Annotated in this window: 23 protein-coding genes; 18 read left to right on the forward strand and 5 right to left on the reverse strand. The window is 66.0% G+C overall.

Going from position 1 to position 25,660, the window contains the following annotated elements; translation table 11 throughout:
• Nucleotides 1-17 precede the first annotated feature (17 nt).
• Complete coding sequence (locus FJU31_RS05060; RefSeq protein ID WP_150453762.1) at nucleotides 18-767, forward strand: ferredoxin--NADP reductase; 750 nt, start codon at nucleotides 18-20, stop codon at nucleotides 765-767.
• Between the two features lie 63 nt (nucleotides 768-830).
• On the opposite strand, the gene FJU31_RS05065 is transcribed toward FJU31_RS05060, so the two are convergent.
• Nucleotides 831-1,988 (reverse strand): lytic polysaccharide monooxygenase auxiliary activity family 9 protein, encoded by a 1,158-nt coding sequence (locus FJU31_RS05065; RefSeq protein ID WP_150453763.1) that lies wholly within the window; start codon nucleotides 1,986-1,988, stop codon nucleotides 831-833.
• Nucleotides 1,989-2,213: 225 nt separating this feature from the next.
• Between FJU31_RS05065 and FJU31_RS05070 the strand changes: the two genes are divergently transcribed.
• The 4 genes from FJU31_RS05070 (at nucleotide 2,214) to FJU31_RS05085 (ending at nucleotide 6,954) form a co-directional block, all read left to right on the forward strand.
• Nucleotides 2,214-3,374: a GGDEF domain-containing protein gene (locus FJU31_RS05070; RefSeq protein WP_246161216.1), complete on the forward strand. Its 1,161-nt coding sequence runs from the start codon at nucleotides 2,214-2,216 to the stop codon at nucleotides 3,372-3,374.
• 117 nt (nucleotides 3,375-3,491) lie between these two features.
• A complete protein-coding gene (locus tag FJU31_RS05075) occupies nucleotides 3,492-5,030 on the forward strand; it encodes an alpha/beta hydrolase (RefSeq protein WP_150453764.1) in 1,539 nt (512 codons plus the stop codon).
• Nucleotides 5,027-5,773 carry an ABC transporter ATP-binding protein gene (locus FJU31_RS05080; RefSeq protein WP_108766759.1) on the forward strand — a complete coding sequence of 249 codons (747 nt, stop codon included), beginning with the start codon at nucleotides 5,027-5,029 and terminating at the stop codon, nucleotides 5,771-5,773. Before FJU31_RS05075 ends, FJU31_RS05080 begins: the two co-directional genes overlap by 4 nt.
• On the forward strand, nucleotides 5,770-6,954 hold the full coding sequence (locus tag FJU31_RS05085; RefSeq protein WP_150453765.1) for an ABC transporter permease: 1,185 nt from the start codon (nucleotides 5,770-5,772) through the stop codon (nucleotides 6,952-6,954). The genes FJU31_RS05080 and FJU31_RS05085 overlap by 4 nt, the downstream gene beginning before the upstream one ends.
• A 93-nt stretch (nucleotides 6,955-7,047) precedes the next feature.
• Here FJU31_RS05085 and FJU31_RS05090 read toward each other — a convergent pair whose 3' ends face one another.
• A complete protein-coding gene (locus FJU31_RS05090; RefSeq protein ID WP_150453766.1) occupies nucleotides 7,048-7,836 on the reverse strand; it encodes an AraC family transcriptional regulator in 789 nt (262 codons plus the stop codon).
• Nucleotides 7,837-7,913: 77 nt separating this feature from the next.
• Between FJU31_RS05090 and FJU31_RS05095 the strand changes: the two genes are divergently transcribed.
• Entirely contained in the window at nucleotides 7,914-8,168 is a 255-nt protein-coding gene (locus FJU31_RS05095; RefSeq protein WP_150453767.1) for a hypothetical protein, read from the forward strand.
• Nucleotides 8,169-8,245: 77 nt separating this feature from the next.
• Here the strand turns inward: FJU31_RS05095 and FJU31_RS05100 are convergent, their stop codons facing one another.
• Nucleotides 8,246-9,250, reverse strand: a complete 1,005-nt coding sequence (locus tag FJU31_RS05100; protein WP_150453768.1) for an energy transducer TonB — start codon at nucleotides 9,248-9,250, stop codon at nucleotides 8,246-8,248.
• Between the two features lie 198 nt (nucleotides 9,251-9,448).
• The gene (locus FJU31_RS05105) at nucleotides 9,449-10,075 is read right to left on the reverse strand and encodes a TIGR00645 family protein (RefSeq protein WP_150453769.1); all 627 of its coding nucleotides are present in this window, start codon (nucleotides 10,073-10,075) and stop codon (nucleotides 9,449-9,451) included.
• Nucleotides 10,076-10,186: 111 nt separating this feature from the next.
• Between FJU31_RS05105 and FJU31_RS05110 the strand changes: the two genes are divergently transcribed.
• The 9 genes from FJU31_RS05110 to FJU31_RS05150 all read left to right on the forward strand — a co-directional run bounded on the left by FJU31_RS05110 (nucleotide 10,187) and on the right by FJU31_RS05150 (nucleotide 22,677).
• Complete coding sequence (locus tag FJU31_RS05110; protein ID WP_150453770.1) at nucleotides 10,187-10,876, forward strand: glutathione binding-like protein; 690 nt, start codon at nucleotides 10,187-10,189, stop codon at nucleotides 10,874-10,876.
• Between the two features lie 199 nt (nucleotides 10,877-11,075).
• Nucleotides 11,076-13,301 carry a S9 family peptidase gene (locus FJU31_RS05115; protein ID WP_150453771.1) on the forward strand — a complete coding sequence of 742 codons (2,226 nt, stop codon included), beginning with the start codon at nucleotides 11,076-11,078 and terminating at the stop codon, nucleotides 13,299-13,301.
• A 25-nt stretch (nucleotides 13,302-13,326) separates the two neighbouring features.
• Nucleotides 13,327-13,836, forward strand: coding sequence for a cytochrome c oxidase assembly factor Coa1 family protein (locus FJU31_RS05120; RefSeq protein WP_150453772.1), 510 nt, complete (start codon nucleotides 13,327-13,329; stop codon nucleotides 13,834-13,836).
• Nucleotides 13,837-13,959: 123 nt separating this feature from the next.
• Entirely contained in the window at nucleotides 13,960-14,496 is a 537-nt protein-coding gene (locus FJU31_RS05125) for a DUF6869 domain-containing protein (protein ID WP_150453773.1), read from the forward strand.
• A gap of 228 nt (nucleotides 14,497-14,724) precedes the next feature.
• A complete protein-coding gene (locus tag FJU31_RS05130) occupies nucleotides 14,725-19,461 on the forward strand; it encodes an RHS repeat-associated core domain-containing protein (protein ID WP_150453774.1) in 4,737 nt (1,578 codons plus the stop codon).
• Between the two features lie 4 nt (nucleotides 19,462-19,465).
• The gene (locus FJU31_RS05135; protein ID WP_150453775.1) at nucleotides 19,466-19,825 is read left to right on the forward strand and encodes a hypothetical protein; all 360 of its coding nucleotides are present in this window, start codon (nucleotides 19,466-19,468) and stop codon (nucleotides 19,823-19,825) included.
• 297 nt (nucleotides 19,826-20,122) lie between these two features.
• Nucleotides 20,123-20,305 carry a hypothetical protein gene (locus FJU31_RS05140; protein ID WP_150453776.1) on the forward strand — a complete coding sequence of 61 codons (183 nt, stop codon included), beginning with the start codon at nucleotides 20,123-20,125 and terminating at the stop codon, nucleotides 20,303-20,305.
• 64 nt (nucleotides 20,306-20,369) lie between these two features.
• Nucleotides 20,370-20,708, forward strand: a complete 339-nt coding sequence (locus FJU31_RS05145; protein ID WP_150453777.1) for a hypothetical protein — start codon at nucleotides 20,370-20,372, stop codon at nucleotides 20,706-20,708.
• Between the two features lie 172 nt (nucleotides 20,709-20,880).
• A complete protein-coding gene (locus tag FJU31_RS05150) occupies nucleotides 20,881-22,677 on the forward strand; it encodes a DUF885 domain-containing protein (RefSeq protein ID WP_150453778.1) in 1,797 nt (598 codons plus the stop codon).
• Here the strand turns inward: FJU31_RS05150 and FJU31_RS05155 are convergent.
• Nucleotides 22,608-23,132, reverse strand: coding sequence for a hypothetical protein (locus FJU31_RS05155; protein ID WP_246161217.1), 525 nt, complete (start codon nucleotides 23,130-23,132; stop codon nucleotides 22,608-22,610). The genes FJU31_RS05150 and FJU31_RS05155 overlap by 70 nt on opposite strands.
• A gap of 183 nt (nucleotides 23,133-23,315) precedes the next feature.
• Here FJU31_RS05155 and FJU31_RS05160 point away from each other — a divergent pair, with 183 nt between their 5' ends.
• The 3 genes from FJU31_RS05160 to hemB all read left to right on the forward strand — a co-directional run bounded on the left by FJU31_RS05160 (nucleotide 23,316) and on the right by hemB (nucleotide 25,643).
• Nucleotides 23,316-23,564 carry a hypothetical protein gene (locus FJU31_RS05160; protein ID WP_150453779.1) on the forward strand — a complete coding sequence of 83 codons (249 nt, stop codon included), beginning with the start codon at nucleotides 23,316-23,318 and terminating at the stop codon, nucleotides 23,562-23,564.
• Between the two features lie 152 nt (nucleotides 23,565-23,716).
• The gene (locus FJU31_RS05165; RefSeq protein ID WP_150453780.1) at nucleotides 23,717-24,634 is read left to right on the forward strand and encodes a bestrophin family protein; all 918 of its coding nucleotides are present in this window, start codon (nucleotides 23,717-23,719) and stop codon (nucleotides 24,632-24,634) included.
• A gap of 19 nt (nucleotides 24,635-24,653) precedes the next feature.
• Nucleotides 24,654-25,643, forward strand: a complete 990-nt coding sequence (hemB, locus tag FJU31_RS05170; RefSeq protein WP_150453781.1) for a porphobilinogen synthase — start codon at nucleotides 24,654-24,656, stop codon at nucleotides 25,641-25,643.
• Nucleotides 25,644-25,660 lie beyond the last annotated feature (17 nt).

Genomic DNA, 25,660 nt, shown 5'->3' on the forward strand with positions numbered 1-25,660 from the left:
CACTGTCCCGAAAAGTCGTGCCTGTCCAATTCCCCATCAAGCTGGTCGGCCGCCGCATGCTGGCGCCCACGGTCGGCCACTACCAGTTCGTGCGTGATGACGGCCAGCCGCTGGATTTCCAGCCCGGCCAGTTCATCCAGGTCCATTTCAGCTATGCCGATGGCACCGAAACCAAGCGCAGCTACTCGCTGGCGACCATCCATGACCACGCGCTGGGCCCGGGCGAGGCGGTGGATATCGCCGTCAGCTTCGTGCCCGGCGGCGCCGCCACGGCCCTGTTCGAGGCGCTGGACCTCGGCGGCCAGGTCAGTGCGTCCGGCCCGTACGGCCGCTTCTGCCTGAACCCCGGCGACCACAATGCCCGCTACCTGCTGATCGCCACCGGCACCGGCGTCACCCCGTACCGGTCGATGCTGCCGCTGCTGGAAACGGCCATGGCCGAGCGCGGCGTGCAGGTGGTCCTGCTGCAGGGCGCGCGCAGCCCGGGCGAGCTGCTGTACAGCGAAGATTTCTACAGCTTCGCCGAAAAACACCCGAACTTCCGTTATGTACCGTGCCTGTCGCGCGAACTGCCGGCCGACCCGCACCCGGACGTGCACCACGGCTACGTGCAGCAGGCCCTGGCAGGCTTCACCCCTAACCCGGCCACCGACATCGCCTACCTGTGCGGCAACCCGGACATGGTCGATGCCTGCGCCGAGGCGCTGAAGGAAGCCGGGTTCGGCAATTCGCAGATCCGCCGCGAGAAGTACGTAAGCAGCAAGTAGTGCCCGCCACGGGCGCGGTAGTGCCGGCCGCTGGCCGGCACCTCCCGCTCCAGACCTGTCGGCTCAGTACGGAATCCAGGCATCGCGCCAGGCCGAGCCCACGCCGGGGCGGTACGGTTCGGCGTTGATGTTGCACCACGCGCCTTCCGGGAACGGGCGGCAGGCATACAGCTTGCCGTCAGTGCCCTTCACCACGGTCTGCCCCGGCACATAGCTGCCGATGCCCGCCGGGTAGACGTAGTCATAGTCGCCGCCGGGCGGATCCACCGGATCAGGCACCTTGGTATCCAGCTGGAAGCGATGCCCCGGACGCAGGTACACGCGGTTCTCGGTGGCCGAGGCCACGGGCGTGATCACGCCATCGCGCAGGATGCCCACCCGCGCCTGCGCAGCGCTGGCATTGACCTTGCGGGCCAGCACCAGCGGCCACTGCGTCGGTGCGGTCTGGCCACTGGCCAGCACCACGTCCACCTGCTCCACATCGTTGCCCGCTGTATTGAAAACGCGCAGCGAGACCGTGGTGCCCACCTCCAGCGCGCCGCGTGCGGTCACTGCACCAGCATCCTGCCACTGCGGTGGCGGGGTCACGTCACCGCCTTCGAAGCGCACGTCGGCACAGGTGTAGAACGCCTCCTGCGAATCCGATCGCTGCCAGGTGTTGTAGATCACGTGCTGGCCCGAGCGCTTGGGCAGCGGACAATCCAGCTTGTACACGCCACCTTCGGACAGCGGCACGTCGCCCAGGGTGCAGAACGCTTCCAGATCCGACCAGCGCAGGCCGTCGCTGGCCTTCCAGCCATCGCGGGTGACGTAGAACGTCCACTCGCGGGTGGCATGCGGTGCCGGGGCCAGGAACTCGAAGGTGTAACGGCCGTTGGCATCGGCGCGGATCGGTGACGTCGTCCAGTCGCTGCGGTCCAGGTCCAGGCCGCGGTACTTGCTGTTGCCGCCGCTGCACAGCTGGCCATCGGGCACCACCGCCTGGTGGTTTCCGTTGGCGTTGGCCTGGTTGATGCCAGCCCAGTCATAGAAGGGCTGCGCCCCCCCCAAGGCCTTGGCGGCGGCACAGGCGGGGTTGGTCGGGTTCTCCGGATTGCCCTGGTAGCAGGCGTAGACGCGGCTCATCGGCTTGGACAGCGTACCGTGCGCCTGCGCGCTGGCGGGCAGTAAGAGCCCTGCGGACAGCGTCGCGGCAACGGCGAGCAGGAGGCGTGTTTGCATGGGGTACGTCCCTGGACGTGTGGAAGAGGGGACAGTCTCCGCGTCAGGTGTCGCCCCTGCCATGCAAATGGTCCTAAAAGTGCACGAATGCGAACGCGTTAGCTGTTTCCATGCGAAGTGCGCCTCAAACTCCGCCCGCTGCGGGCATCTGCGCGGCCGCCTCTGCGGCGGCGGCTTCGCCAGAACGCGCTAGGATGCAGGCAATGGCCGGCACGCACGGACCGCATGTCCCTGGATCTTCCCACCATCGGTGTACTTGGCCTGCTGCTGTGCATTGGCATTGCAACCGGCTTTTCGCTGCTGCTGGTGGTGCTGCGCGGTCAGCCGGTGCTGCGCTTGTGGACGGCCAGCCTGTGGCTGCTGACCCTGGGCGTGATCCTGATGGGGCTGCGCCCCGGGCTGCCCCAGATGCCGGCCATCCTCGGCGGCAATGCGGCGCTGGCGGCCTCCAGCGTACTGATGCTGCACGGCATGGCCCTGCACCTGGGGCAGCCGATGCCGCTGTGGCGCGCGCTGGGCCTGGTCGCGGCCTTCATGGCCGGCATCTTCCTGTTCCTGGTGCCATGGCCCAGCCTGGAGGTGCGCCTGCACGTGGCCAGCGTGTTCGCGATCATCATCAACGGCTGGATCGCCGCCCTGCTGCTGCGCCATGCACCGCCGGCACAGCGCATCAGCTGCCGGCTGGCGGCGGCGGTGTTCCTCGCCGAAGCAGTGGTCTACCTCGCGCGCCTGTTCCTGCCGGCGGCTACCGATGCGGGTGGGGACATCATGCGCGCGGGCTCGCCGATGTTCCTCACCTACCTGGCCGGGATGATGCTGGAACTGGCGCGCTGCTTCGCGCTGGTCCTGCTGCTGCTCGAACGCCTGCTGGTGGACCTGCGCCGCGCCGCCCGTACCGATGGCCTCACCGGCCTGCTCAACCGCAGCGCGGTGCTGGCCGACGGGACCGGTCAGCTGCAGCAGGTGCGCCGCCTGCAACGCCCGCTGGCCGTGCTGCTGCTGGACGTGGACCACTTCAAGGCCATCAATGACCGCTGGGGGCATCTGGCCGGCGACCAGGTGCTGCAGCATCTCACCGGCGTACTGGAGCACTGCGCACGCAGCCACGTGCACCTGCTGAGTCGCTATGGCGGCGAGGAATTCCTGTTGCTGCTGCCCGGCAGCGCCGGCGAAGCCGAGCGTCTGGCCACGGTCATCCGTCATGCACTGCAGCAACGGCCCGCGCCGCTGGGCACCGGTCCGGTGGCGGTCACCGCCAGCATCGGCCTGGCCATGGATGACGGCCATAGCGATCTGGCCGGGCTGATCGCCCGCGCCGATGCCGCGCTGTACCGGGCCAAGGCCGAAGGCCGCGACCGGCTGGTGGCGGCTGCCGAAACGGCCTAGCGCGGTTGCCCATCGCCGCCAGCGCCGGGGCCGTGTAAGTTTGTTCGAAAGTGGGTCACATCTGCCGCGGCGCTGCGTCGTGGTCGACAGGAACGTCCTCCAGGGGAATCAAGCACGATGCAAAAACACCCTTTCCGACTGGCCAGGCGATCGGCCAGCATGCTGTTTGCCGGCGCGATGCTGGCCGGCTGCAGTGCAACCGCCCCCGGTGCTGCCGACGGCAATGACACCCCGAGCCAGCGCTACGGGGCGATCGAGTTCCGTCCGTGCACGCTGACCACGGTCGGCGCCAGCGCCAACGTCGAAGCCCAGTGCGGCACGCTGCAGGTGCCTGAAGACCGCGCCCATCCCGAGGGCCGCAGGATCGACCTGCGCATTGCCTGGCTGGAATCGGATGACAGCGGCAACAGCCAGCCGGATCCCGTGTTCTTCCTCGCCGGCGGCCCCGGCCAGGCGGCCAGCGAAGTGGCGGTCATCGTCGATACGGCCCTGCGCCAGGTGCGCAAGCAGCGCGACGTGTTCCTGATCGACCAGCGTGGCACCGGCGGTTCCAATCCGCTCAGCTGCCTGGGCGCGGACAGCAAGGTGCTGCAGATGGACGAGGACGCAGCGCCGAGCGAGGCGCTGCTGCGCGACTACGCGCAGCAGTGCGCGTCATCGCTGCAGGGGCGCGCCGATGCGCGCTTCTACACCACCGCCGAGGCCATCGCCGATCTGGACGCGGTGCGCCAGGCGCTGGGCGCGGACAAGCTGAACCTGGTCGGCGGCTCCTACGGCACCCGCGTAGCCCAGCGTTACGCGATCGCCTACCCGCAGCACACCCGCAGCCTGGTCATCGACGGCGTCGTGCCCAACGATCTGGTCGTCGGCGGCGAGTTCGCCAACACCTTCGACAACGCCATCACCCTGCAGTCCGTGCAGTGCCGCAAGGATGCCGCGTGCAGCAAGCGCTTCCCGGTCGATACCCGCACCCAGCTGCGCAGCGTGGTCGACACCCTGCGCCGCACACCGGTCACCGTCGATTACCGTGACCCGGGCACCAACGCGCCGCGCCAGGACGTGCTGACCCCGGACAGCGTGGTCGGCCTGGCCTTCGCCTTCTCCTACGTGCCCGAGTACTCCTCGCTGCTGCCGCTGGTGCTGGATGAAGCTGCACAGGGCCGCTACGCACCGCTGGCTTCGCTGGCACGCGGCGCGACCCGCAGCATGGATTTCCAGATCAACCGTGGCATGCAGTGGTCGGTCATCTGCAGCGAGGATGCACCGCGCTACCAGGCACCGGCCACCAGCGATGATGATCTGTTCGGCCCGGAAGCGGCGCGTGCGTTCTTCGCCGCCTGCCCGGTGTGGCCGCACCAGCCGGCTGCGGCCACGCTCACCGCACCGCTGAAGAGCGAGCTGCCGGTGCTGCTGCTGTCCGGCGAGCTGGATCCGGTCACCCCGCCGCGCTACGCCGAGCAGGTGCTCAAGGGCCTGCCCAACGGCCGTGCACTGGTCGCCCGCGGCCAGGGCCACGGCACCCTCACCGCCGGCTGCATGCCGCGCCTGCTGGGCCAGTTCATCGATGCCAACGAAGCCAAGGCGCTCGATGCCAGCTGCCTGGACACGCTGAGCCACGTGCCGGCGTTCACCTCGTTCAACGGATGGACCCCATGATCGTCGCCGACAACCTGCACAAGGCCTTCGACACCCGCACCGGTCGCGTCCAGGCGGTGGCCAACGTCGGCTTCCGCGCCGCCGATGGCCAGATCACCGGACTGCTCGGCCCCAACGGCGCCGGCAAGACCACCACCATGCGCATGCTGTACACGCTGATGACGCCCGACCAGGGCAGCATCACCGTCGATGGCATCGACGCCGCGCGCGATCCGATCGAGGTGCGCCGCCACCTGGGCGTGCTGCCCGATGCACGCGGTGTCTACAAGCGCCTGACCGCGCGCGAGAACATCACCTACTTCGGCGAACTGCACGGCCTGTCTGCGCAGCGCATCCGCGAACGCATCGAAGTGCTCTCGCACGCGCTGGACATGGCCGACATCCTCGACCGCCAGACCGATGGCTTCTCGCAGGGCCAGCGCACCAAGACCGCCATCGCCCGCGCGCTGGTGCATGACCCGCGAAACGTCATCCTTGATGAACCGACCAACGGCCTGGACGTGATGACCACCCGCGCGCTGCGCCGGTTCCTGCTGGGCCTGCGCGAGGAAGGCCGCTGCGTGATCCTGTCCAGCCACATCATGCAGGAGGTGGGTGCGCTGTGTGACCACATCGTCATCATCGCCAAGGGCACCGTGATGGCCGCAGGCAGTGCCGACGAACTGCGCGCGCAGGCCGGCGAAACCAACCTGGAAGATGCGTTCGTGAAACTGATCGGCAGCGAAGAGGGCCTGCACGCATGAGCATGATGTCGACCCTGATGACGGTGATGCGCAAGGAACTGCGCGACCTCTCGCGTGACCGCCGCACCCTGGCGCTGACCCTGCTGTTCGGCCCGCTGCTGTACCCGCTGCTGATCCTGGGCATGGGCAAGCTGTCGGAGAGCCGCTTCCGCACGCAGATCGAGCAACCGCTGGCCATCCCCACCATCGGTGCCGAGCACGCCCCGAACCTGGTCCGCTTCCTCGCCGCGCAGGGCCTGAACGCGACCGCGGCACCGGATGACCTGGCCGAGGCGATCCGTGCCCAGGACATCGACGTGGCGCTGCGCATCAGCGCCGATTTCGGCAAGGACTGGGCCGACGGCAAGCCGGCACTGGTGGAGGTGATCCGTGACAGCACGCGGCGTGCCGCCGAGGTGCCCACGGCGCGCCTGCAGGCGGCGCTGTCCACCTACAACGGGCAGGTGGGGGCGCTGCGCCTGATGGCCCGAGGCGTCGATGCGCAGGTCGCACGACCGCTCGACATGGCCACCCAGGACATGGCCAGTACCGAAGCCAAGCGCGGCATGATGCTGTCGATGCTGCTGCCGGTGCTGCTGACCCTGACCTCGTTCATCGGTGGCGCGTACCTGGTGATGGACACCACCGCCGGCGAACGTGAGCGGCAATCGCTGGAACCGTTGCTGGCCACGCCCGGCTCGCGCAGCGCGATCGTCAGCGGCAAGATCGGCGCCGCCTGCGTGGTCGGGTTCGTATCGCTGCTGCTGACACTGGTCGCGTTCAAGGTCAGCGCCCAGTTCGCCTCGGGCAATGTCGGGCGCCAGCTCAACATGAACATCCTCTCGATGGTGCAGATGCTGCTGGTGATGCTGCCGATGCTGCTGATCGGCACCTCGCTGCTGACCTACCTGTCGGCCGCGGCCAAGAGCATGAAGGAAGCGCAGAGCCACATGACCTGGCTGGTGCTGATGCCGATGCTGCCGGGCTATGCGCTGATGGCCTACCCGGTGAAGAGCCAGCTGTGGCAGTACGCCGTGCCGTTCCTGTCGCAGAACCAGATGCTGCTGAAGGTGATCCGCCACGAGGTGATCACCCCGACCATCTGGGCGGTGTACCTGGGCGCCAGCCTGGGCCTGGCCGCGATCCTGTGGTTCGCCGCCGTGCGCCGCTACCACCAGGAGCGCTTGGCCATTTCCGGCTGATCGCAACTGATAGCGCCGGGCCACGCCCGGCGGATGTGCAGCGAGGTCCGGTCATTCCGGGCCTCGTTGTTTTCCAATCCGCCATGACGGGCTTCACCGCACGCCATACCGCGCCGGCGTCACCCCCATTTCGCGCTTGAACACGGCAATGAACGCACTGGGCGTGTCATAGCCCATCGACAACGCGACTTCGATGACCGCTTTCCCTGCCAGAAGATGCGGCAGCGCCAGAAGCACCCGAAGGCGCTGCCGCCACTGGCCCAGCGTCATGCCTGTTTCGGCCAGCCAATGGCGGGCCAGGCTGCGGTCGGACAGCGCACTGGCAAGCGCCCAGTCTTCAACGCTGCGGTTGTCATGCGGTGCGCGCGCCAGCGCGGCGGCAATGCGTCGCAAGCGACGGTCGCGCGGTTGTGGCAGCGCAAGCGGCAGAGGCGTGCTGCTGACAATCTCGTCGGCAATCACGCCCGCCAGCCTCAGCTGCGCATCTTCCAGAGCGCCATGCGGCCACTGCAGGGCGCGCGGTACAGCCGCCTGCAGCAATACGCTGGGCTGGAACACACGCGGCGCAGCTGGCAATGCGATGCAGGCCGCAGTGCTGAAGTACAGGCTCCAACCATCGAAGGCACCGATGCTGGCCAGTGCGTGCGGTAGATCAGGCGGGACCCAGGCGACGTGGCCGGCAGGCAACAGCCAATGATGGTTACCCACTTCAATGCGCAGCAGGCCGTGGTGTGCACCCAGCAACTGTCCGCGTGCGTGCCGGTGCCGCACGGTGCGGCGTGGTCCTGTCGTTGCCAGCTGCGCGCCCAGCAGCCACGGCCCGCTGCCAGCGTCAGCCAGTGCGGGTTCGATCAAGGATGTCGGGGTTGGCTGGTTTGCCATATCAATTGGCAGTTATACGGCAGAACGGTCGTGCCGCAAGCCTGACACTGGGCGTCCAGCCCTAGGGAGCGCTTCCCATGAAACCGCAGGACATCCTTCCCGACCAGCAGGACGACGTGCAGGTGAACGGGCTGACCGTGCGCAAGGGCAGCGTCGGCGCCTTCCTCGCCAGCGTCCGCGACTGGCAGGATCCGACAGGCAGCGATGCCACCCGTGCTGCCGCCGAGACCGATCTGCGCAGCTTGCTGCCGGCATTGCACGCGCTCGGCCTCTTCCAGGTACTGACGGCGCGTGATCCGGCACTGCAGCAGCTGATCGACGGCGAGCGCTGAAACAAACAAGGCCCGGATCGCTCCAGGCCTTGTGGGGGTGTCTCGCCGGGCAGGGCCCGGCGCTACCGGGGGCCTGGTCAGCCGCCCGGGGCGAACACCAGGGTGCGGCGGGTGGTGACCGGGGCACCGACCGGTTCGAAGCGCCAGCGCTTCACGGCGTTCAGCGCTTCGCGGTCGAAGACGCGCGACGGCGTCGCACGCAGCACGCGGGCGTTGGTCACCGAGCCGTCGGTACCGACGGTGATTTCCATCAGCACTTCGCCCGAGGTGCCCGAGCGCAGGGCTTCGGCCGGATAACGCGGGGCCGGGGTGCTGACCGGGCGCAGGGTTGGCGCGGCGGTCGCAGCGGCGGCGCGCGCGGCACTGGCCTGCTGGGCCGCGGCCTGCTGCTGCTTCTGTTCGGCATCGCGACGCGCGGCGGCCTGGCGTTCGGCGTCCTGGCGCTCGCTGTCGCGGCGGGCCGCATCCTGCTGGGCGGCAATCTGCTTGGCCGCGTCGGCTTCCTTGGCGCGCTGCTCGGCCAGGCGCTGCTGTTCAACCAGCTGCTTGGCGCGGTCCTCGGCGTCCTTCTTGACCTTGGCGGTCTCGTCCTCGGTGCGCTTGGCGGCCACCTGCACGCCCTTGGCCAGGCCTTCCTTCAGGCGCGGCAGGGCCGGCGCCGACGGGTCCACCTTCTCGATCAGGGCCACCAGGCGCTGGCCTTCGGCGAAGTCCTCGCGGCTCAGATGCTGTTCGGCGGCAATCAGGGTGTAGGGCAGCAGGTCGGTCAGCGCGCTCTTCACCGAGGCGTCGTCCGGCGTCTTGTCGCGCAGGGCGAGGTAGTACTCGATGGCGTTGTCGCCGGCCGGCGCGTACATGCGGTTCTCGGCCAGGGCACGGCTGGCCGAATCGCGCAGCTGTTCGGTGCCCATCGACTGTACCTTGGCCGCCACGGCCGGTGCGGCAGGCGTGGTGGCCGGTGCGGCAGCGCCCGCGGCGGCCGGTGCCGGTGTTTCTTCCTTGCCCGAACAGGCAGCCAGTGCCAGTGCCATGGCAACCGGCATCCACCGGCGCGCGGCAGCGATCGTTGTGACGTGCGACATCCTGCTCCCCTTTAGAAGACGACGTTACGTAAGCCGTGGATCTGCATGGCCGGGACCGGGGTCCGGGCGTGGCGGCTGGCGTTTCCCGACGCTGCCGCCGGCAACGGCGAGGATGCAATCTAGCATCCCGCCGGCCCTTGCGTACAAGGGTCGGCCAGAGGCGATGACGACACCGGGTGTCGCCATCGCCTCGTCAGGTCAATGCTCGGCAGTCCTGCCGTGGCTGTCGGCCTTGTCGTGGCCACCGGACATCAGCTTGTCGGTCCAGGCGATGCCGATCGCCGACAGGATGAACACGCAGTGGATGATGGTCTGCCACAGCACGCCGTCGGCGGTGAGGGTGGCGCAGGTCTGCTCGCCGATGTTGGCGGCAGCGGTGGCCATGCGCTCCGGCGGGCACAGCGGAATGCCGCCCAGCGCGCCGGTGCCGATGAACGTCTTCAGCAGGTGGATCGAGGAGATGCCGATGATCGCCATCGCCAGCTTCACCTTCAGCACGCTGGCGTTGACGTGGCTCAGCCACTCCGGCTGGTCCGGGTGGCCTTCCAGGCGCAGACGCGACACGAAGGTCTCGTAGCCACCCACGATCACCATCACCAGCAGGTTGGAAATCATCACCACGTCGATCAGGCCCAGCACGATCAGCATGATCTGCTGCTCGCCCATCGAGGCCGAATGCGAAATCAGGTGCCACAGTTCCTTGCCGAACAGGAACACATAGACGCACTGCGCCACGATCAGGCCCAGGTACAGCGGCAGCTGCAGCCAGCGCGAGGCGAAGATCAGGTTGGACAGCGGGGAGGGCGGCAGGCGGTTTGCACTCATGCGGGGGATGCTGCGTTTCGAGGGAGAGGCGAGGTTACCGGGCCTCCATGACGGTGCCAAGCCAACGCACGCACTAGACTTCAGGTTCCTTCCGAACCCCGAGCCGACGCCATGATCGACCTGTATTACTGGCCCACCCCCAACGGCCACAAAGTCACCCTGCTGCTGGAGGAAGCCGGCCTGGAATACCGCATCCACCCGGTCAACATCGGCTCGGGTGACCAGTTCAAGCCGGAATTCCTGGCCATCTCGCCCAACAACAAGATGCCGGCCATCGTCGACCATGCCCCGGCCGATGGCGGCGCCCCGCAGAGCGTGTTCGAATCCGGCGCGATCCTGCTGTACCTGGCCGAAAAGACCGGCCAGTTCCTGCCCAGCGACCCGCGCGGCCGCGTCACCACCCTGGAATGGTTGCTCTGGCAGATGGCCGGGCTGGGCCCGATGAGCGGCCAGATGGGCCACTTCAACGTCTACGCGCCGGAAAAGATTCCCTATGCCGTCGAGCGCTATGACAACGAAGTGCGCCGCCTGCACGGGGTGATGGACAAGCGCCTGGCCGATCACGCCTTCCTGGCGGGTGATGAATACACCATCGCCGACATGGCCAGCTACCCGTGGATTGGCGCTTACGACAAGATTCCGGTCGATTTCGCCGCCTTCCCCAACCTGAAGCGCTGGCACGACGCCATCGCCGCGCGCCCGGCCACCCAGCGCGCCTATGCCCTGAGCAAGCAGGTGAACCCCAACGCCGGCAAGCCGATGAGCGAGGAAGAGCGCAAGCTCCTGTTCGGCCAGCGCTGACCCATCCGCTGCAGGCCGCCATGCTCGCCGGGCATGGCCCGGTGCTACCCGACTCAACATTGGTAGCGCCGGGCCGTGCCCGGCGGTCTGCGCCATGGGCAGAAGGTCATGCTGCCTTCGCAGACCGGCTTGGTTAGGATGGGGGTACGACCGCTGCGCGCCTGGCGCGTGACGGACCTGCCGTTTGCCGGGACCTTCCATGCGCCATCTGTTCGCCTCGCTCGCCCTCATGCTCGCCACCACCACTGCCGCCCACGCTGAAAAACTCACCCTGGAAGCCATCACCGGCCCGCTGCCGCTGTCCGGCCCGACCCTGATGAAGCCCAAGGTGGCCCCGGACGGCTCGCGCGTCACCTTCCTGCGCGGCAAGGACAGCGACCGCAACCAGCTGGACCTGTGGAGCTACGACATCGGCAGCGGCCAGACCCGCCTGCTGGTCGATTCGAAGGTGGTGCTGCCCGGCACCGAAACCCTCAGCGACGAAGAGAAGGCCCGCCGCGAGCGCCAGCGCATCGCCGCGATGACCGGCATCGTCGATTACCAGTGGTCGCCGGACGCGCAGCGCCTGCTGTTCCCGCTGGGCGGCGAGCTGTACTTGTACGACCTGAAGCAGCAGGGCGCAGCGGCCGTGCGCCAGCTGACCCACGGCGAAGGCTTCGCCACCGATGCCAAGCTGTCGCCGAAGGGCGGCTTCGTCAGCTTCATCCGCGGCCGCAACCTGTGGGTGATCGACCTGGCCAGCGGCAAGCAGCTGCAGCTGACCACCGACGGCAGCGCGACCATCGGCAACGGCGTGGCCGAGTTCGTCGCCGATGAGGAAATGGACCGCCACACCGGTTACTGGTGGGCGCCGGATGATTTGGCCATTGCCTTCGCCCGTATCGACGAAGCGCCGGTGCCGGTGCAGAAGCGCTACGAGGTCTACGCCGACCGCACCGACGTGGTCGAGCAGCGCTACCCGGCTGCGGGCGATGCCAACGTGCGCGTGCAGCTGGGCGTGATCGCGCCGACTGCCGCCGCCACGCCACGCTGGATCGACCTGGGCAAGGAACAGGACATCTACCTGGCCCGCGTCGACTGGCGCGATGCGCAGCACCTGAGTTTCCAGCGCCAGTCGCGCGACCAGAAGCTGCTGGACCTGGTGGAAGTGGCGCTCGATTCCAACCGCCAGCGTGTGCTCGCCCACGAGACCAGCCCGACCTGGGTGCCGCTGCACAACAGCCTGCGCTTCCTCGAGGATGGCAGCGTGCTGTGGTCATCCGAGCGCACCGGCTTCCAGCATCTGTACCGCATCGATGCCCAGGGCAAGACCACCGCGCTGACCCACGGTGACTGGTCGGTGGACGAACTGCTGGCTGTCGACGAGAAGGCCGGCAAGGCCTACTTCCGTGCAGGCATGGATTCGGCGCGCGAGAGCCAGATCTACGCCGTGTCGCTGCAGGGCGGCCAGCCGCAGCGCCTGTCCAAGGCGCCGGGCATGCACACCGCCAGCTTCGCGCGCAACGCCAGCGTCTACGTGGATACCTGGTCGAACAGCACCACGCCGCCGCAGATCGAACTGTTCTGGGCCAACGGCGAGAAGATCGCCACCCTGCTCGAGAATGACCTGGCCGATCCCAAGCACCCGTATGCGCGCTACCGCGACGCGCAGCGCCCGATCGAGTTCGGCACGCTCACCGCCGCCGACGGCAAGACCCCGTTGAACTACAGCCTCATCAAGCCGGCCGGATTTGACCCGTCCAAGCGCTACCCCGTGGCGGTGTACGTGTATGGCGGCCCGGCCAGCCAGACCGTCACCGACAGCTGGCCCGGCCGTGGCGACCACCTGTTCAACCAGTACCTGGCCCAGCAGGGCTATGTGGTGTTCTCGCTGGACAACCGCGGCACCCCGCGCCGCGGCCGTGATTTCGGCGGCGCGCTGTACGGCAAGCAGGGCACGGTGGAAGTGGCCGACCAGCTGCGTGGCGTAGCCTGGCTGAAGCAGCAGCCGTGGGTGGACCCGGCGCGCATCGGCGTGCAGGGCTGGTCCAACGGCGGCTACATGACCCTGATGCTGCTGGCCAAGGCGTCGGACAGCTATGCCTGCGGCGTGGCCGGCGCACCGGTCACCGACTGGGGCCTGTACGACAGCCACTACACCGAACGCTACATGGACCTGCCCAAGCGCAATGAAGCCGGCTACCGCGAAGCGCGCGTGCTCACCCACATCGAGGGCCTGCGCTCGCCGCTGCTGCTGATCCACGGCATGGCCGACGACAACGTGCTGTTCACCAATTCGACCAGCCTGATGAGCGCGCTGCAGAAGCGTGGCCAGCCGTTTGAGCTGATGACCTACCCCGGCGCCAAGCACGGCCTGTCCGGTGCCGATGCGCTGCACCGCTACCGCGTCGCCGAGGCCTTCCTGGACCGCTGCCTGAAGCCCTGACAGACCCACGGGAAGGAGCCCGCCGATGCATCTGCCACCGCCGATCCCCGGCCACCGCGCTGCCAGCCCTGGCTGGTGGCGCCGTCACTGGCGCTGGGCCATGCCGCTGTCGGTGGTGCTGTTGCTGGGCCCGCTGTGCGGCATGATCGCCTGGAGCGTGCTGCGCTGGAGCGAGGCCGCACACGAAAGCCCGCCGATGCGCGAGGCGATGCGCCGTGCCGGCTGCAGCATCGAACTGGTGCGGGTGCTCGGTGAGCCGCTGCGTGCCGACGCGATGCCGCTGGGCAGCATGCAGACGGCCTACGATGGCCGGCGCGATGTCGCCCTCACCGTGGCCCTGGGCGGGCCGCAGGGGCAGGGACGGTTGTTCGTGACCGGCATCCGCCGCGACGACGTGTGGGACTACCCGGTGATGTACGTGCTGGGCGAGGACAAGCAGACCTTCGACCTGACCGCGCTGGATGATGCAGAAGCCGCAGGCGAATGCGCGCTGCAGGCGTGTCGCGAGCGCGGCGACTGCCCCCTCACACTGTGATCGCAGCTTGATGCAATGGCGGTAGAGTCGACTGTCAGTCGACTATCGCGCGCAGCGCGGGGTTCTGGCTTGCTGGCCGGGCAGAGTCGACCGTCAATCGACTCCAGCACTATAAAGCGACAAATGACCTCTGACGAAGCGCGCATCGCAAAAATTGCCGAAGCCCGGGTCCAGTTCAACCGACTTGCAATACGTGTTCGCGAGCGGAATTCACTTGTGGAAACGCTGGATCAAGTCGATGACATCATCCGGCGCGACCCGGCTGAAGGCTGGATGTTCATCCAGGCTGTCAGGCAGATGGATCTGGATACTTCGCTGCTTTCCAATCTCGCGGCTGGGCCGCTGGAGGACTTTCTGATCGCCCACGGCGAAACCGAAATCGCGAGGGTCGAACATCTGGCAGAACGGGATACAGCATTTCGGTACCTGCTTGGTCTGATCTGGAAGAACGCGATGCCGGACAGACGTCTGGCGGCGGGTCCAACGTACGGCCCACCCAGTCTAGAACGCGCATACCGAGACTGTGCGCGGCGCTGCTCAGGCATGCGCCTGATTGCATGCGGCTGCGCTAATTTCCGCATAACTCATGACGGTCTTGAAAGTGTCGCCAAGGAGGAGTGCGGGTCTCCACGATGTGCCCTGGACTCGACCGTAATGTGAGATCCATCTCAATTTTGAACGTGAAGATCCTTGGTCCGTGTAGGAAAAATCGGAAATCGTGGTGTATACACAGGCCTCGACTTGATTAGGTAAGCCGCCTCAGCCATAACGTTCCCATCGGTAACAGTGCATTCCGGACCAGGGACGATCCGAAGTAGAACGTGGTCAGGTATCCGCCCCGTTCTCGTTCCCAGCCGGCGCTGTGTTCGTCCAGGAAGGAGAACAGGGATGTTGGAGCGAATGAAGACACTATCGTGCGCTGTTCCGATGCTTGTCGCGTTGGGAGCTGCGCTGCCTTCTGCCACAAGCGCGCAGGAAGTGAAGAAGCAATGGTACGCGTTTGCGTCCGGCAACCAGCCCCGCGCAACGGAGAAGCTGGTGCAGAAGGATATCGAAGCCCGCTACGCCGCATACCAGAACTACGGCAGCTTCAGCTGGGAAGTGCGAGGTAGCACTGTTCTCGCTGACAAGGTCATCTACGATTATGCGATCAAACCCGCGAAGCTGATCAAGACCGACTGGAGCTACCGATACGACAGCCAGGTGTACAGCTCCGAAGAAGCGCTGTTCGACGCACTCAAGCTTTCCGTCCCCAAGGAACCTGCCTGTCCGTCGCCACAGGTTTCCCTGTCCCAAGCCTGGGCCGGAATCCCCGGCGGTGGTGCAGGCGGCGGCGCCGATGGCAGCAACGTGGGTGAAGAGGCAACGGCAACTGTTTCCTACCATTCGTTCAATGCGGGGAGCTCGACCTGCGAGCCGTTGACGGCCCCGCGCTATGCGCAGCGCACGCGAGAGGTGAAGTGCCCGAACACAAGTTCTGCGGTCATGAAGTGGCGCGAGGATCTGCAGATGTGTGGCATGTCACCTGCGCTGGAGGCCGGCAACGCGGCGATGACGCGCCGGTACTACAGTCCTGTCATTCCGAAGCAATGTGATGCCCGCGGCAATCCCTGTGACCCGACCACGGGTGATAAGACGCAGCCCGAACTGGATTTTGATCTGGGCTGGATCAATCTTCGTCGTCACTACCATTCACTGACCAGCACGCCGGGAGGTGCGCTGGGCACGGGCTGGACACATTCGCACAACCTGCGCTTGACCGCAGGCGTGGACAACACCAGTTTTCCCCCCGGCACCGAAGTAAAGGTGGGGCTGGTCGGCGAGGACGGCACGCACGTCGCGTTTCCCAAGCGGGGCAGCTACTACGAAGCCAATGATGGCAGTGGCGACCGGGTGGTACAGCAGGGTGCCAATTGGCAACTCTCGCGTACCGCAGAGCGCATCCTGTTCGACACCACGGGCCTGATGCTGCGTCGCGACTACGAGGACGGCACGTCATTTACTTACGTTCATGACAGCCGCGGTCGCCTGCTCAGCATCACCCATTCAACCGGCAGGCGGGTGGATGTCCAGTACCTCGTGCCCGGTAACGATGCGCTGATCTCCGCACTGATCATTGCCGGGCAGTCCGTTGTGGGCTACACCTATTCTCCAACAGGTGAGCTGATCAGCGCGGTCTATGCAGACGGCACCAACCGTACCTACCACTACGAAGATGCCCGCTTCCCGGGCTATCTGACTGGCGTTACAAGCGAAGACAGCCGTCGCTACAGCTGGTTCGGTTATGACGCCCAAGGGCGTGTTGTCTGCAGCCGTCACTCCGGCGACTGCAGTCAGGCAGACGTCGGCATCGATGGTGTCCGCCTGCAATACACCGCAACCGGCAGCACCATCGTCACCGATGCGCTTGGTAAGCAGAGCACGTACGCATTGACTGCCAGCAGCACCAGTGGTCTTCCACGCAAAGTCACGGGCATCACAGAGAGCAACGGCAGCGTCGGTCGTACTTATCTTCCGGAAGGTTCAGATTTCCGGCGTCGGCTGCAGTCGGTGACCGACCGCCGTGGAGTTGTCACCAGCTACTCCTATGCAGAGGCAAGCGATGCGGCAGCAGGCGCGGTCAGCGTGACCAAGACCACGGAAGCGGCCGGAACTCCGGATCAGCGCATCAGCGAGACACGTGTCGCCATGGACAGCAATCGCGTGGTGCAGCAGATTGTGGGCAATCGTGAGATCCGCATTGCGCGCAATGCGCGTCTTCAGCCGATCACCGTCACTGTGCGGGATGCCGAGAGCGGCGACACCCGCGTCACCACGCAGACTTACTGCGAGGCAGAAGGCCCGGAATGCCCGCGGGTCGGTCTGCTGCGTAGCGTCGACGGCCCACGCAGCGATGTGGCAGATGTCTCCACCTATGCCTACTACACCGCAGACGACGTGGGGTGCGCGACCAATGGCGCCTGTGATTTCCGCAAGGGCGACCTGCGCAGCGTGACCAATGCGCTGGGCCAGACCGTCGAAACCTTGGCCTACGATGCGCTCGGCCGACCGCTGTCTTTGAAGGAAGCAAATGGAGTGGCTACGGCGTACACCTATCATGCCCGAGGCTGGCTGGCCTCGGTCACGGTACGCGGTGCTACCACCGCCGAGGATCGATCCACCCAGATCAGCTATTGGCCTACCGGCCAGGTACAGCAGATCATCGAGCCCGATGGCAGCAGCGTGACCTATGTCTATGATGCTGCCCAGCGATTGACCGATATCGCTGACAGTGCGGGCAACACCATTCATTACACCCTGGATGACGCGGGGAACCGCCTGCAGGAAGACACCATTGATGCCAATGGAACCCTGCGCCGTACCCTGGCCCGCGTCTACAACACGCTGGGCCAGCTGAGGGTCCTGAAGGATGCCGGCGGCCACGCCACCGGCTTCACCTACGATGCCAACGGCAACCCGCAGTCGATCACTGATGCCCTGCAGCGTGTCACCAGCCAGCAGTACGATCCGCTCAATCGCCTGGCATTGACCCTGCAGGATGTCGGTGGTGTGGCTGCGGAGACCCGCTCCAGCTACAACGCGCTGGACCAGGTTACTCAGGTGACTGATCCCAAAGGATTGCACACCACCTATGCGTACAACGCCTTCGGTGACCTGACCGCACAGGTCAGCCCGGACAGCGGCAGTACCGGTTTCACCGTGGACAGTGCAGGAAACCGCAAGACCCGCACTGACGCGCGTGGCATTACCGCCACCTACAGCTATGACGCGCTCAATCGTCTGGTGGGCGTGGCTTACCCTGACCCCAACATGGATGTGGGCTATCACTACGACGTGGCCCCGGCGGTGTGTGCAAGCGACGAGCGCTTTGCGAAGGGCCGGTTGTCCGAAGTGCTGCATGACGGTGGGCGCACGGCGTACTGCCATGACCGCTTCGGCCAGGTCACCCGCAAGGTGCAGACCGTGAATGGCGTCGCCAGCACCTTGCGCTACGCGTACAACAAGTCCGGTCGCCTCGCATCGCTGACCTATCCGGATGGCAGCGTGGCTGACTACGTGCGCGACACGCTGGGCCGCATCAGCCAGATCGGCCTGACCCGGCCGGGGCAGGCGCGGCAGGTGGTGGTCAATGGAGTCACATATGCAGCCTTCGGCCCAGCCACCGGCTGGACCTACGGCAACGGCCGCCAGTTGCAGCGCCCACTGGATCTGGACTATCGCCCGCAGGCTGTGCACGACCCGGCTGCCGGTGGCCTGTCCCTGGGCTTTGGCTATGACGCCGTGGGCTCGATCACCGCGTTGAAGAACGGCACCGGTTCAGCCGTGCTTGCGAAGTACGCCTATGACACGCTGGGTCGCCTGACCCAGACCCAGGACGGTACGACGGGCACGCCGATTGAAACCTATGGCTATGACGCCACCGGCAATCGCACCTCGCTGACCACGTCGGCGGGTACTTCGACCTACAGTTACCCGGCTGACAGCCATCATCTGGTGGCGGTGGGCGGCGAAGCGCGTGGCTACGATGCTGCAGGCAACACAACCAGCATTGGTAGCAAAGCGTTCACCTATAACGACGCCAATCGCATGAGTGCGGTCAAGTTGGGCGGGACGGTGGCTGAGCGCTACGTCTACAACCACCGCGGCGAGCGGGTACTGCGTGCCCCTGAAGGCGGAAATGCCCAGATCACGGTCTACGACGAAGCCGGGCAATGGCTGGGCAACTACTCGGCTACGGGCCAGGCCCAACAGCAGGCGATCTGGTTGGATAACTACCCGGTGGCGCTGATCAATGTACCCAGCACGGGTGTGCCAGAGCTGGACTACATCCAGCCCGATCACCTGGGTACGCCGCGCGTGGTTATCGACCCGGTGCGGGATGTTGCAGTGTGGGAGTGGAGCAACAAGAGCGAGGTGTTTGGCGACCAGGCGCCGGCCAATGATCCCGACGGCGATGGTGTGGCGTTCGAGTTGGCACTGCGTTTCCCGGGGCAGCAGGCGACGGATGCGAGTGGGTTGTTCTACAACTACCAGCGGGAGTATGACCCGGTGGTGGGTAGGTACTCGCAGAGTGATCCGATTGGGTTGCGAGGGGGCATCACGCTGTTCTCTTATTCGAAGTCGAATCCGGCATCCAGAACGGACCCTCTGGGGCTGCGGTCAACAGCAGGCCAGGCCGCACGATTCCCGCCATCAGGTGGCTACTACGGGGACGGAGATTACTACCAGCAACAAGATCCGGATCTCCCAAATTACGGGATCAGTGACTACCCAAGGATTCAAATAAACACCGACGGAATTGCGAAGAGTCTACTTGCCGATGTGCTGATGGCTGCATCTAGGGCGCGATTGGATCTTCTCCTGCCGTGGCTATCGCTAAGTGAAAAAAAAGGAGAAACGGACTGTCCGGTGCCGGACCAGAGAGGGCTGCCGGGGGAGGGGGAACCAAATACATGGTCTGATCATCCAACAGGCAAACAGTCACGCTATTATGGAGAAGACGGTCGCCCGAAATTTGACGTCGATCGCGGACACGATCATGGCCAGGGAAATCCTCATTCTCATGAGTGGGAGAATAGAGTTCGAAAGCCTGGTGTGCCCGTAAGTGATTGGCCTAAGAGGTAATTTTATGCTTCATTCAATCCATGATTTTTCCATAATCGGCATAAGTGTGGAAAATCCTGAGAAGATGCTTGTCCATTTGTCAGATGAATTTTCTAAAAAGAAATATGATCTTGTGATCGATGGTGTACGGAAAGTTGCGGTCGACGGTTTCGGCTTGCAGAATGTTGTCCTTGACCTGAAAGTTTTCTATTCATTTGACGGGTCGTTTGAATTTCGGAGAAGTTGTCATCTTCTGGGCTTGGCCTATGCTGGGCCCGAAGATTTTCCTCAGGGTGACTCGATGGTTTTTATTGAGGCATCAGTTGGGGCCGAAATTGCCTGTCTCGTCAAGGGCGTCTGGTCTTTCGAAGTGACGGAATTATAGTTTTCTGCGTTTTCGCGTTCACCGGTAAGGAAGGTTAGAGTCGAAATCCAATCCCTGGCGTGTGTCCAGTGCTGAACACGCGACAAGCGATTCCTTGGTACTGAGCGGCGGCAGCAGCGGAACGATGAAGGCGGCAACGATGTTGGCAGCGCTCCAGAATCTTGCCCTTCACCTACAACGACATTCTGCAGACAAGCGCCAAGCGCAGACACCGTGTGCCGGGTGTGGCGTCATCCTGCGGTCTGACCCACCTTCTGCATCCACTCGCTCTATCTGGTGTGCACGCAGATACTGCTAATGCTGGCGGCGTTGCCTTTGGTGTGGGCGATTGCCACGGTTGAATGGGTCTGGGCGGGAGTGATCTGGCTGGTGCTGTATGTGCTGGATTGGTTCCCCGGCGCAGTCAGGCACGCACGAAGCAAGATCGTCCGTGCCGTGCGGGATCCCAACTACAGCTACGAGCGCAGGCCGAACGCTTGACTGGCCTGCGCCCTGCCGTGTATCCGGGATCCATATGAGACGCGAACTTCTCATGATGTTTGGCATGGCGTCAGCCCTGGCGGCCTGCAACAGCAGTGATCGCTTGGGTGAGCTGCAGACAAAGCCCGTCTTCGCGATCCTGAGCGGCGCCTATTACGGTGGGATGTGCGAGGGCGCGCCGAGTATCGACAAGCAGATCGCAGAAATTCGCGCCATGAAAATCCATAACCGTGCCGGTGAATGCAGAGTGCTCTACCTGGATGGCGTAAACCGTGCCGGCGAACTTCTGATCTACGCGGAAAAGCCAGGCGAGCGTCTGGCGTGCGACGGACTGCTTCAGCGGCTGAAGGCAAAAAACGCCAGTGCGGCCGTCATTGCCAAAGCCGGCGAACGCTGCAGCTGATCGATAGCCGTTGCCCTGATGGAGGCCGCCCTTGGTGGGGCCCCCTCCAAAACCGCCCACCAAGGTGGGCATCTACCAGAGCGGTTGCTGCCTGCCCGCCCGTGACCTCCAGCCGATTGTCGCCATCGCCCTGAGCGCGTAAGTTGCGGACAACCCTTTCCCGGAGTGTCCCATGAAGCCGATCGCGCTTGCCGTTGCCCTGGCCTTGACCGCCGCCCCGCTGCTGTCCGCCCCGCCGGCCCTGGCCGCGCCGGCTGCCAAGGCGGCCACCCCCGCCAGCCCGGCCTGGGTGGCCCGCAGCAATGCACTGGCGCAGATCCTGCTCGATGCGCAGGGGCCGTTCCAGCCGGAACAGACGGGTTTCTTCGGCGTGCCCGGCTACGACGACAAGGTGGCCGACCTCGGCCCCGACAACGGCAAGCGCTTCCGTGCCGCGACGGCCAAGGCCCGCGACGAGCTGAAGGCGAAGCTGGCCACCGAGAAGGATCCCAATGTCCGCCAGGACCTGGCGATCATGATCCACGCTGCCGACCAGAACATCGAAGGCAGCGAGCTCAACGAGAAGTACCTGCTGCCGTGGAGCGATGCACCGCAGACGGTGTTCAGCGGCCTCAACCTGCTACTGTCCGACCAGGTGCCGACCGAGCGCCGCGCCAAGGCGCTGGATCGCCTCAGGGCCTACGCGGGCCTGCAGCCGGGCGGCACCGCGTTCACCACGCTGGCCCGCCAGCGCTACGAAGAGCGCCGGGGCGACAGCGCGCTGCTGCAGCCGACCCAGATCGAAGTGCAGCAGTCGCTGGACAACGTCGAGACTTACATCACCGGCATCGAGTCGCTGCTGAAGAAGTACCAGTTGGCAGGCGCCGACGAGGCGATGAAGGCCCTGGCCACGCAGATGAAGGACTACGCCGCCTGGACCCGCAAGGAAGTGCTGCCGAAGGCGCGCACCGACGCACGCCTGCCGGCACCGCTGTATGCGTTCCAGCTCAAGCAGGTCGGCATCGACATCGATCCAAAGCTGCTGATGCAGCGTGCGCAGCTGGAATTCATGGAAACCCGCTCGGCGATGCAGCAGCTGGCGCCGATGGTGGCGAAGGAGAAGGGCCTGAAGGTCGCCGACCCGAGCGACGCGGTGGCGGTGATCCGCGCGCTGAAGGCCGACAAGATCGCCGACGATCAGCTGGAAGGCCACTACCGCAAGGTGATCGACGCGATCGATCCGCTGATCCGCGAACACGGCATTGTCGACGTGCCCAAGCGCGCCATGCAGATGCGCCTGGGGTCGGCGGCGGAGAGCGCCGCCAGCCCGGCCCCGCATTTCCTGCCGGCGCCGCTGGTCAACAACACCGGGCAGCAGGGCACCTTCGTGCTGCCGCTGGGCAACCCGGCCGCGGGCCCGGGCGCGCAGTACGACGATTTCAACTTCGGTGCGGCGGCGTGGACGCTGAGCGCGCATGAAGGCCGCCCCGGCCACGAGCTGCAGTTCACCGCGATGGTCGAGCGTGGCGTGTCGTTGGCCCGCACGATGTTCGCGTTCAATTCGGTGAACGTGGAAGGCTGGGCGCTGTACGCCGAAGCCGAGATGGTGCCGTACGAGCCGTTGGACGGGCAGATGATCGCGCTGCAGTTCCGCCTGCTGCGCGCCGCCCGCGCCATGCTCGACCCGATGCTCAACCTGGGCCTGACCGACCGTGCCAACGGCGAGCGCGTGCTGATCGAGCAGGTCGGCCTGTCCAAGGCGATGGCCACCCAGGAACTGGACCGCTACATGGTGCGCATGCCGGGCCAGGCGGGCAGCTATTTCTACGGCTACACCCGCATCCTCGAACTGCGCATGCAGACCGAGCTGGCACTAGGCGCGAAGTTCGACCGCATGGCGTTCAACAACTTCCTGCTCGATCAGGGCCTGCTGCCGCCGGACCAGCTGGCCGAAGCGGTGCAGCAGCAGTTCGTGCCGAAATACCGGTAGCGCTGCGGGGTAATCGTCTGCGTCGGCAACCGCGCCGGCGCCTCCGGGTTCGGCACCCAGATCGCCACGCCGGCCGCGCGCTTCTGCGTGGTCGGAATACCGATGCCGACGCCGCCGCCCACGTGCGAGCCGTAGCTGCCGGCGCCAACCGACATGCCCACCGGGGAGCCGCTGCTGCCCACGCCCATCAGGATCACGCCGTTGGCGCCCAGCGCCGCCGCTTCGCGCTTGAGCCGCGCCACGGCCGCGTCGGTCTGCCCCTGGGTACCAAACCCCACGGCCGAGGACGATTCGAGCTGGGCAATCTCCAGCGAACCGGCCGGCGGGGTGGAATAGATCTGCACCTGCGCCGGGTCGATCGGCGCACGCGCGCGGCCAAGCATCACCTTGGAGGTGCTGGCGCAACCGGCAGCGGCCAGCAGCATGGCGGTCAGAGCGAGCCAACGGATGTTCATGGCGTTTACCCCTGTAGGACAGTTCGGATCATCGGCCGGGGACTCTGAATCGGCGCCAACACCGTCGCCCGGGGCATGGCCGCATGCTGGCACGGGGCGGGTGAGTGTGTCGCCAACGGCGGTAGGCGGCAGCCACAAGACAGGCTAATGTTGGCGAAGGAACCGATCTGAGGGGAGCTGGGCATGGGTGTGATCAGTCTGTTGTGGGGCATCGTGGCGCTGCTGTGGATGATCCTGGCCCTGATCCCGCTGCTGGGCTGGGGCAACTGGTTCCTGATCCCGTTCGCGGCGGTGGGGGCCGTCATCGCCGCGCTGGGTATCCTGTTCACCCATCCCAGCAAGCGCGGCCGTGCCAAGACCGGGCTGGTCCTGAACGGCATCGTGGTGGTGGTCGGCATCATCCGCCTGAGCTTGGGCGGTGGGGTGCTCTGAGCGGCATGCTCTGAACAACCTGCGCTGAGTCGCGCCCATGGGTGCGACCGGGCGTCGCAGGCCCACGGCCCGGCATGGGGCAGCGGAGTACAATCAGCGGCTGCGCAAGCCCCCCGCGCGCCTGTGAAACCGCGTCCGGCGCGGCTGCCTCCATGATCATTCGTCCCCGTCCCCGCGGCTGGCAACTGCTGTACATCCTGCGTGGCTCCATCGTGCCGGCCATCGCGCCGAAGGTGCTGGCCATCCTGGTGCTGTCCATCGCCGTGGCCGCGGTGGTCGAACTGGCCCCGCCCATCGGCATCGAGCGGGTCTCGGTCACCCCGTTCACCCTGCTTGGCCTGGTCCTGTCGATCTTCCTCAGCTTCCGCAACAGCGCCTGCTATGACCGCTGGTGGGAAGGCCGCAAGCTGTGGGGCCAGCTGATCTACGAATCGCGTTCGCTGGCGCGCCAGGTGCACCTGCTGCTGGCCGATGACAGCGGCCGCCGCCGTCGCATCGCCTACCTCACCACCGCCTTCGCCCACGCCCTGGCCGCCCGCCTGCGCGGGCGCGTCGTGGCCCGGGTGGCGCTGCCGTGGCTGGACAAGCCGCAGGGCGAGCAGCTGGCCGAGCGCGAGAACGTGCCCGACGCACTGCTGTCGATGATCGCCGCCGAGCTGGCCCAGGCCCTGCGCAGCGGCGAGCTGGAGCCGATCCTCTACACCCAGCTGGAGGACCGCCTGCACGCGATGTCCTCCATCCAGGCCGGCTGCGAGCGCATCCTCAGCACGCCGTTGCCGTTTGCCTACACCCTGCTGCTGCACCGCTGCGCGTGGATGTTCTGCGTGCTGCTGCCGTTCGGCCTGGCCAGTTCGCTGGGCTGGGGCACGCCGGTGCTGTCGGCGGTGCTGGCCTACGCCTTCTTCGGCCTGGACCAGCTGGGCGAGGAGATGGAAGAGCCCTTCGGCCTGGAGCCGAACGACCTGCCACTGGACGCCATGGTGCGCACCATCGAGATCGACCAGCTCGACGCGCTCGGCGAACGCCCCCTGCCCGAACCCCTGCTGCCGCAGGGCTACCTGTTGCAATAGCCACTCCCCGGAGCCTGCCATGCCTCACCCCCATTACCGCCCGCGGCGCATGCGCCATGACGAATTCTCGCGCCGCCTGATGCGCGAGAACACACTCACCACCGATGACCTGATCTACCCGGTGTTCGTGCACGAGCTGGCCGGCCGCACCGCTGTGCCATCGATGCCCGGCGTGGAGCGGCTGTCGATCGAGGAGCTGCTGAAAGTGGCCGAAGAGGCGCTGGAACTGGGGATCCCGGTGATCGACCTGTTCCCGGTGATCGACAGCTCGCAGAAGTCGCTGGATGCGTCGGCGGCGTGGGCCGAGGACGGCCTGGCGCAGCGTGCCATCCGCGCGCTGAAGACGCGCTTCCCGGAACTGGGCGTGATGACCGACGTGGCCCTGGACCCTTACACCACGCACGGCCAGGACGGGATCATCGACGACAAGGGCTACGTGCTCAACGACATCACCGTTGAAGCGCTGGTCAAGCAGTCGCTGTCGCATGCCGAAGCCGGCGCCGACATCATTTCGCCCTCGGACATGATGGACGGCCGCATCGGCGCCATCCGCCGTGCGCTTGATGCCGAGCACCACCTCAATGTGCGCATCATGGCCTACTCGGCCAAGTACGCCTCGGCGTTCTACGGCCCGTTCCGTGATGCGGTGGGCAGCGCCGGCAGCCTCGGCAAGGCCGACAAGAAGACCTACCAGATGGACCCGGCCAACGGCGACGAGGCCCTGCGTGAGATCGCGCTGGACCTGGAAGAGGGCGCGGACATGGTGATGGTCAAGCCGGGCATGCCCTACCTGGACCTCGTGCGCCGGGTGAAGGAAAAGTTCGGCGTGCCGACCTTCGCCTACCAGGTCAGCGGCGAGTACGCGATGATGAAGGCCGCCTTCGCCAACGGCTGGCTGGACGAACGCGCCTGCGTGATGGAATCGCTGCTGGGCTTCAAGCGCGCCGGTGCCGATGGCGTACTGACCTATTTCGCGCCGCAGGTGGCGGGTTGGCTGCGCGAGCGCTGACAATAGCGATCACGACG

The sequence above is a fragment of the Stenotrophomonas cyclobalanopsidis genome, from assembly GCF_008710035.1.
GTDB lineage: Bacteria > Pseudomonadota > Gammaproteobacteria > Xanthomonadales > Xanthomonadaceae > Stenotrophomonas > Stenotrophomonas cyclobalanopsidis.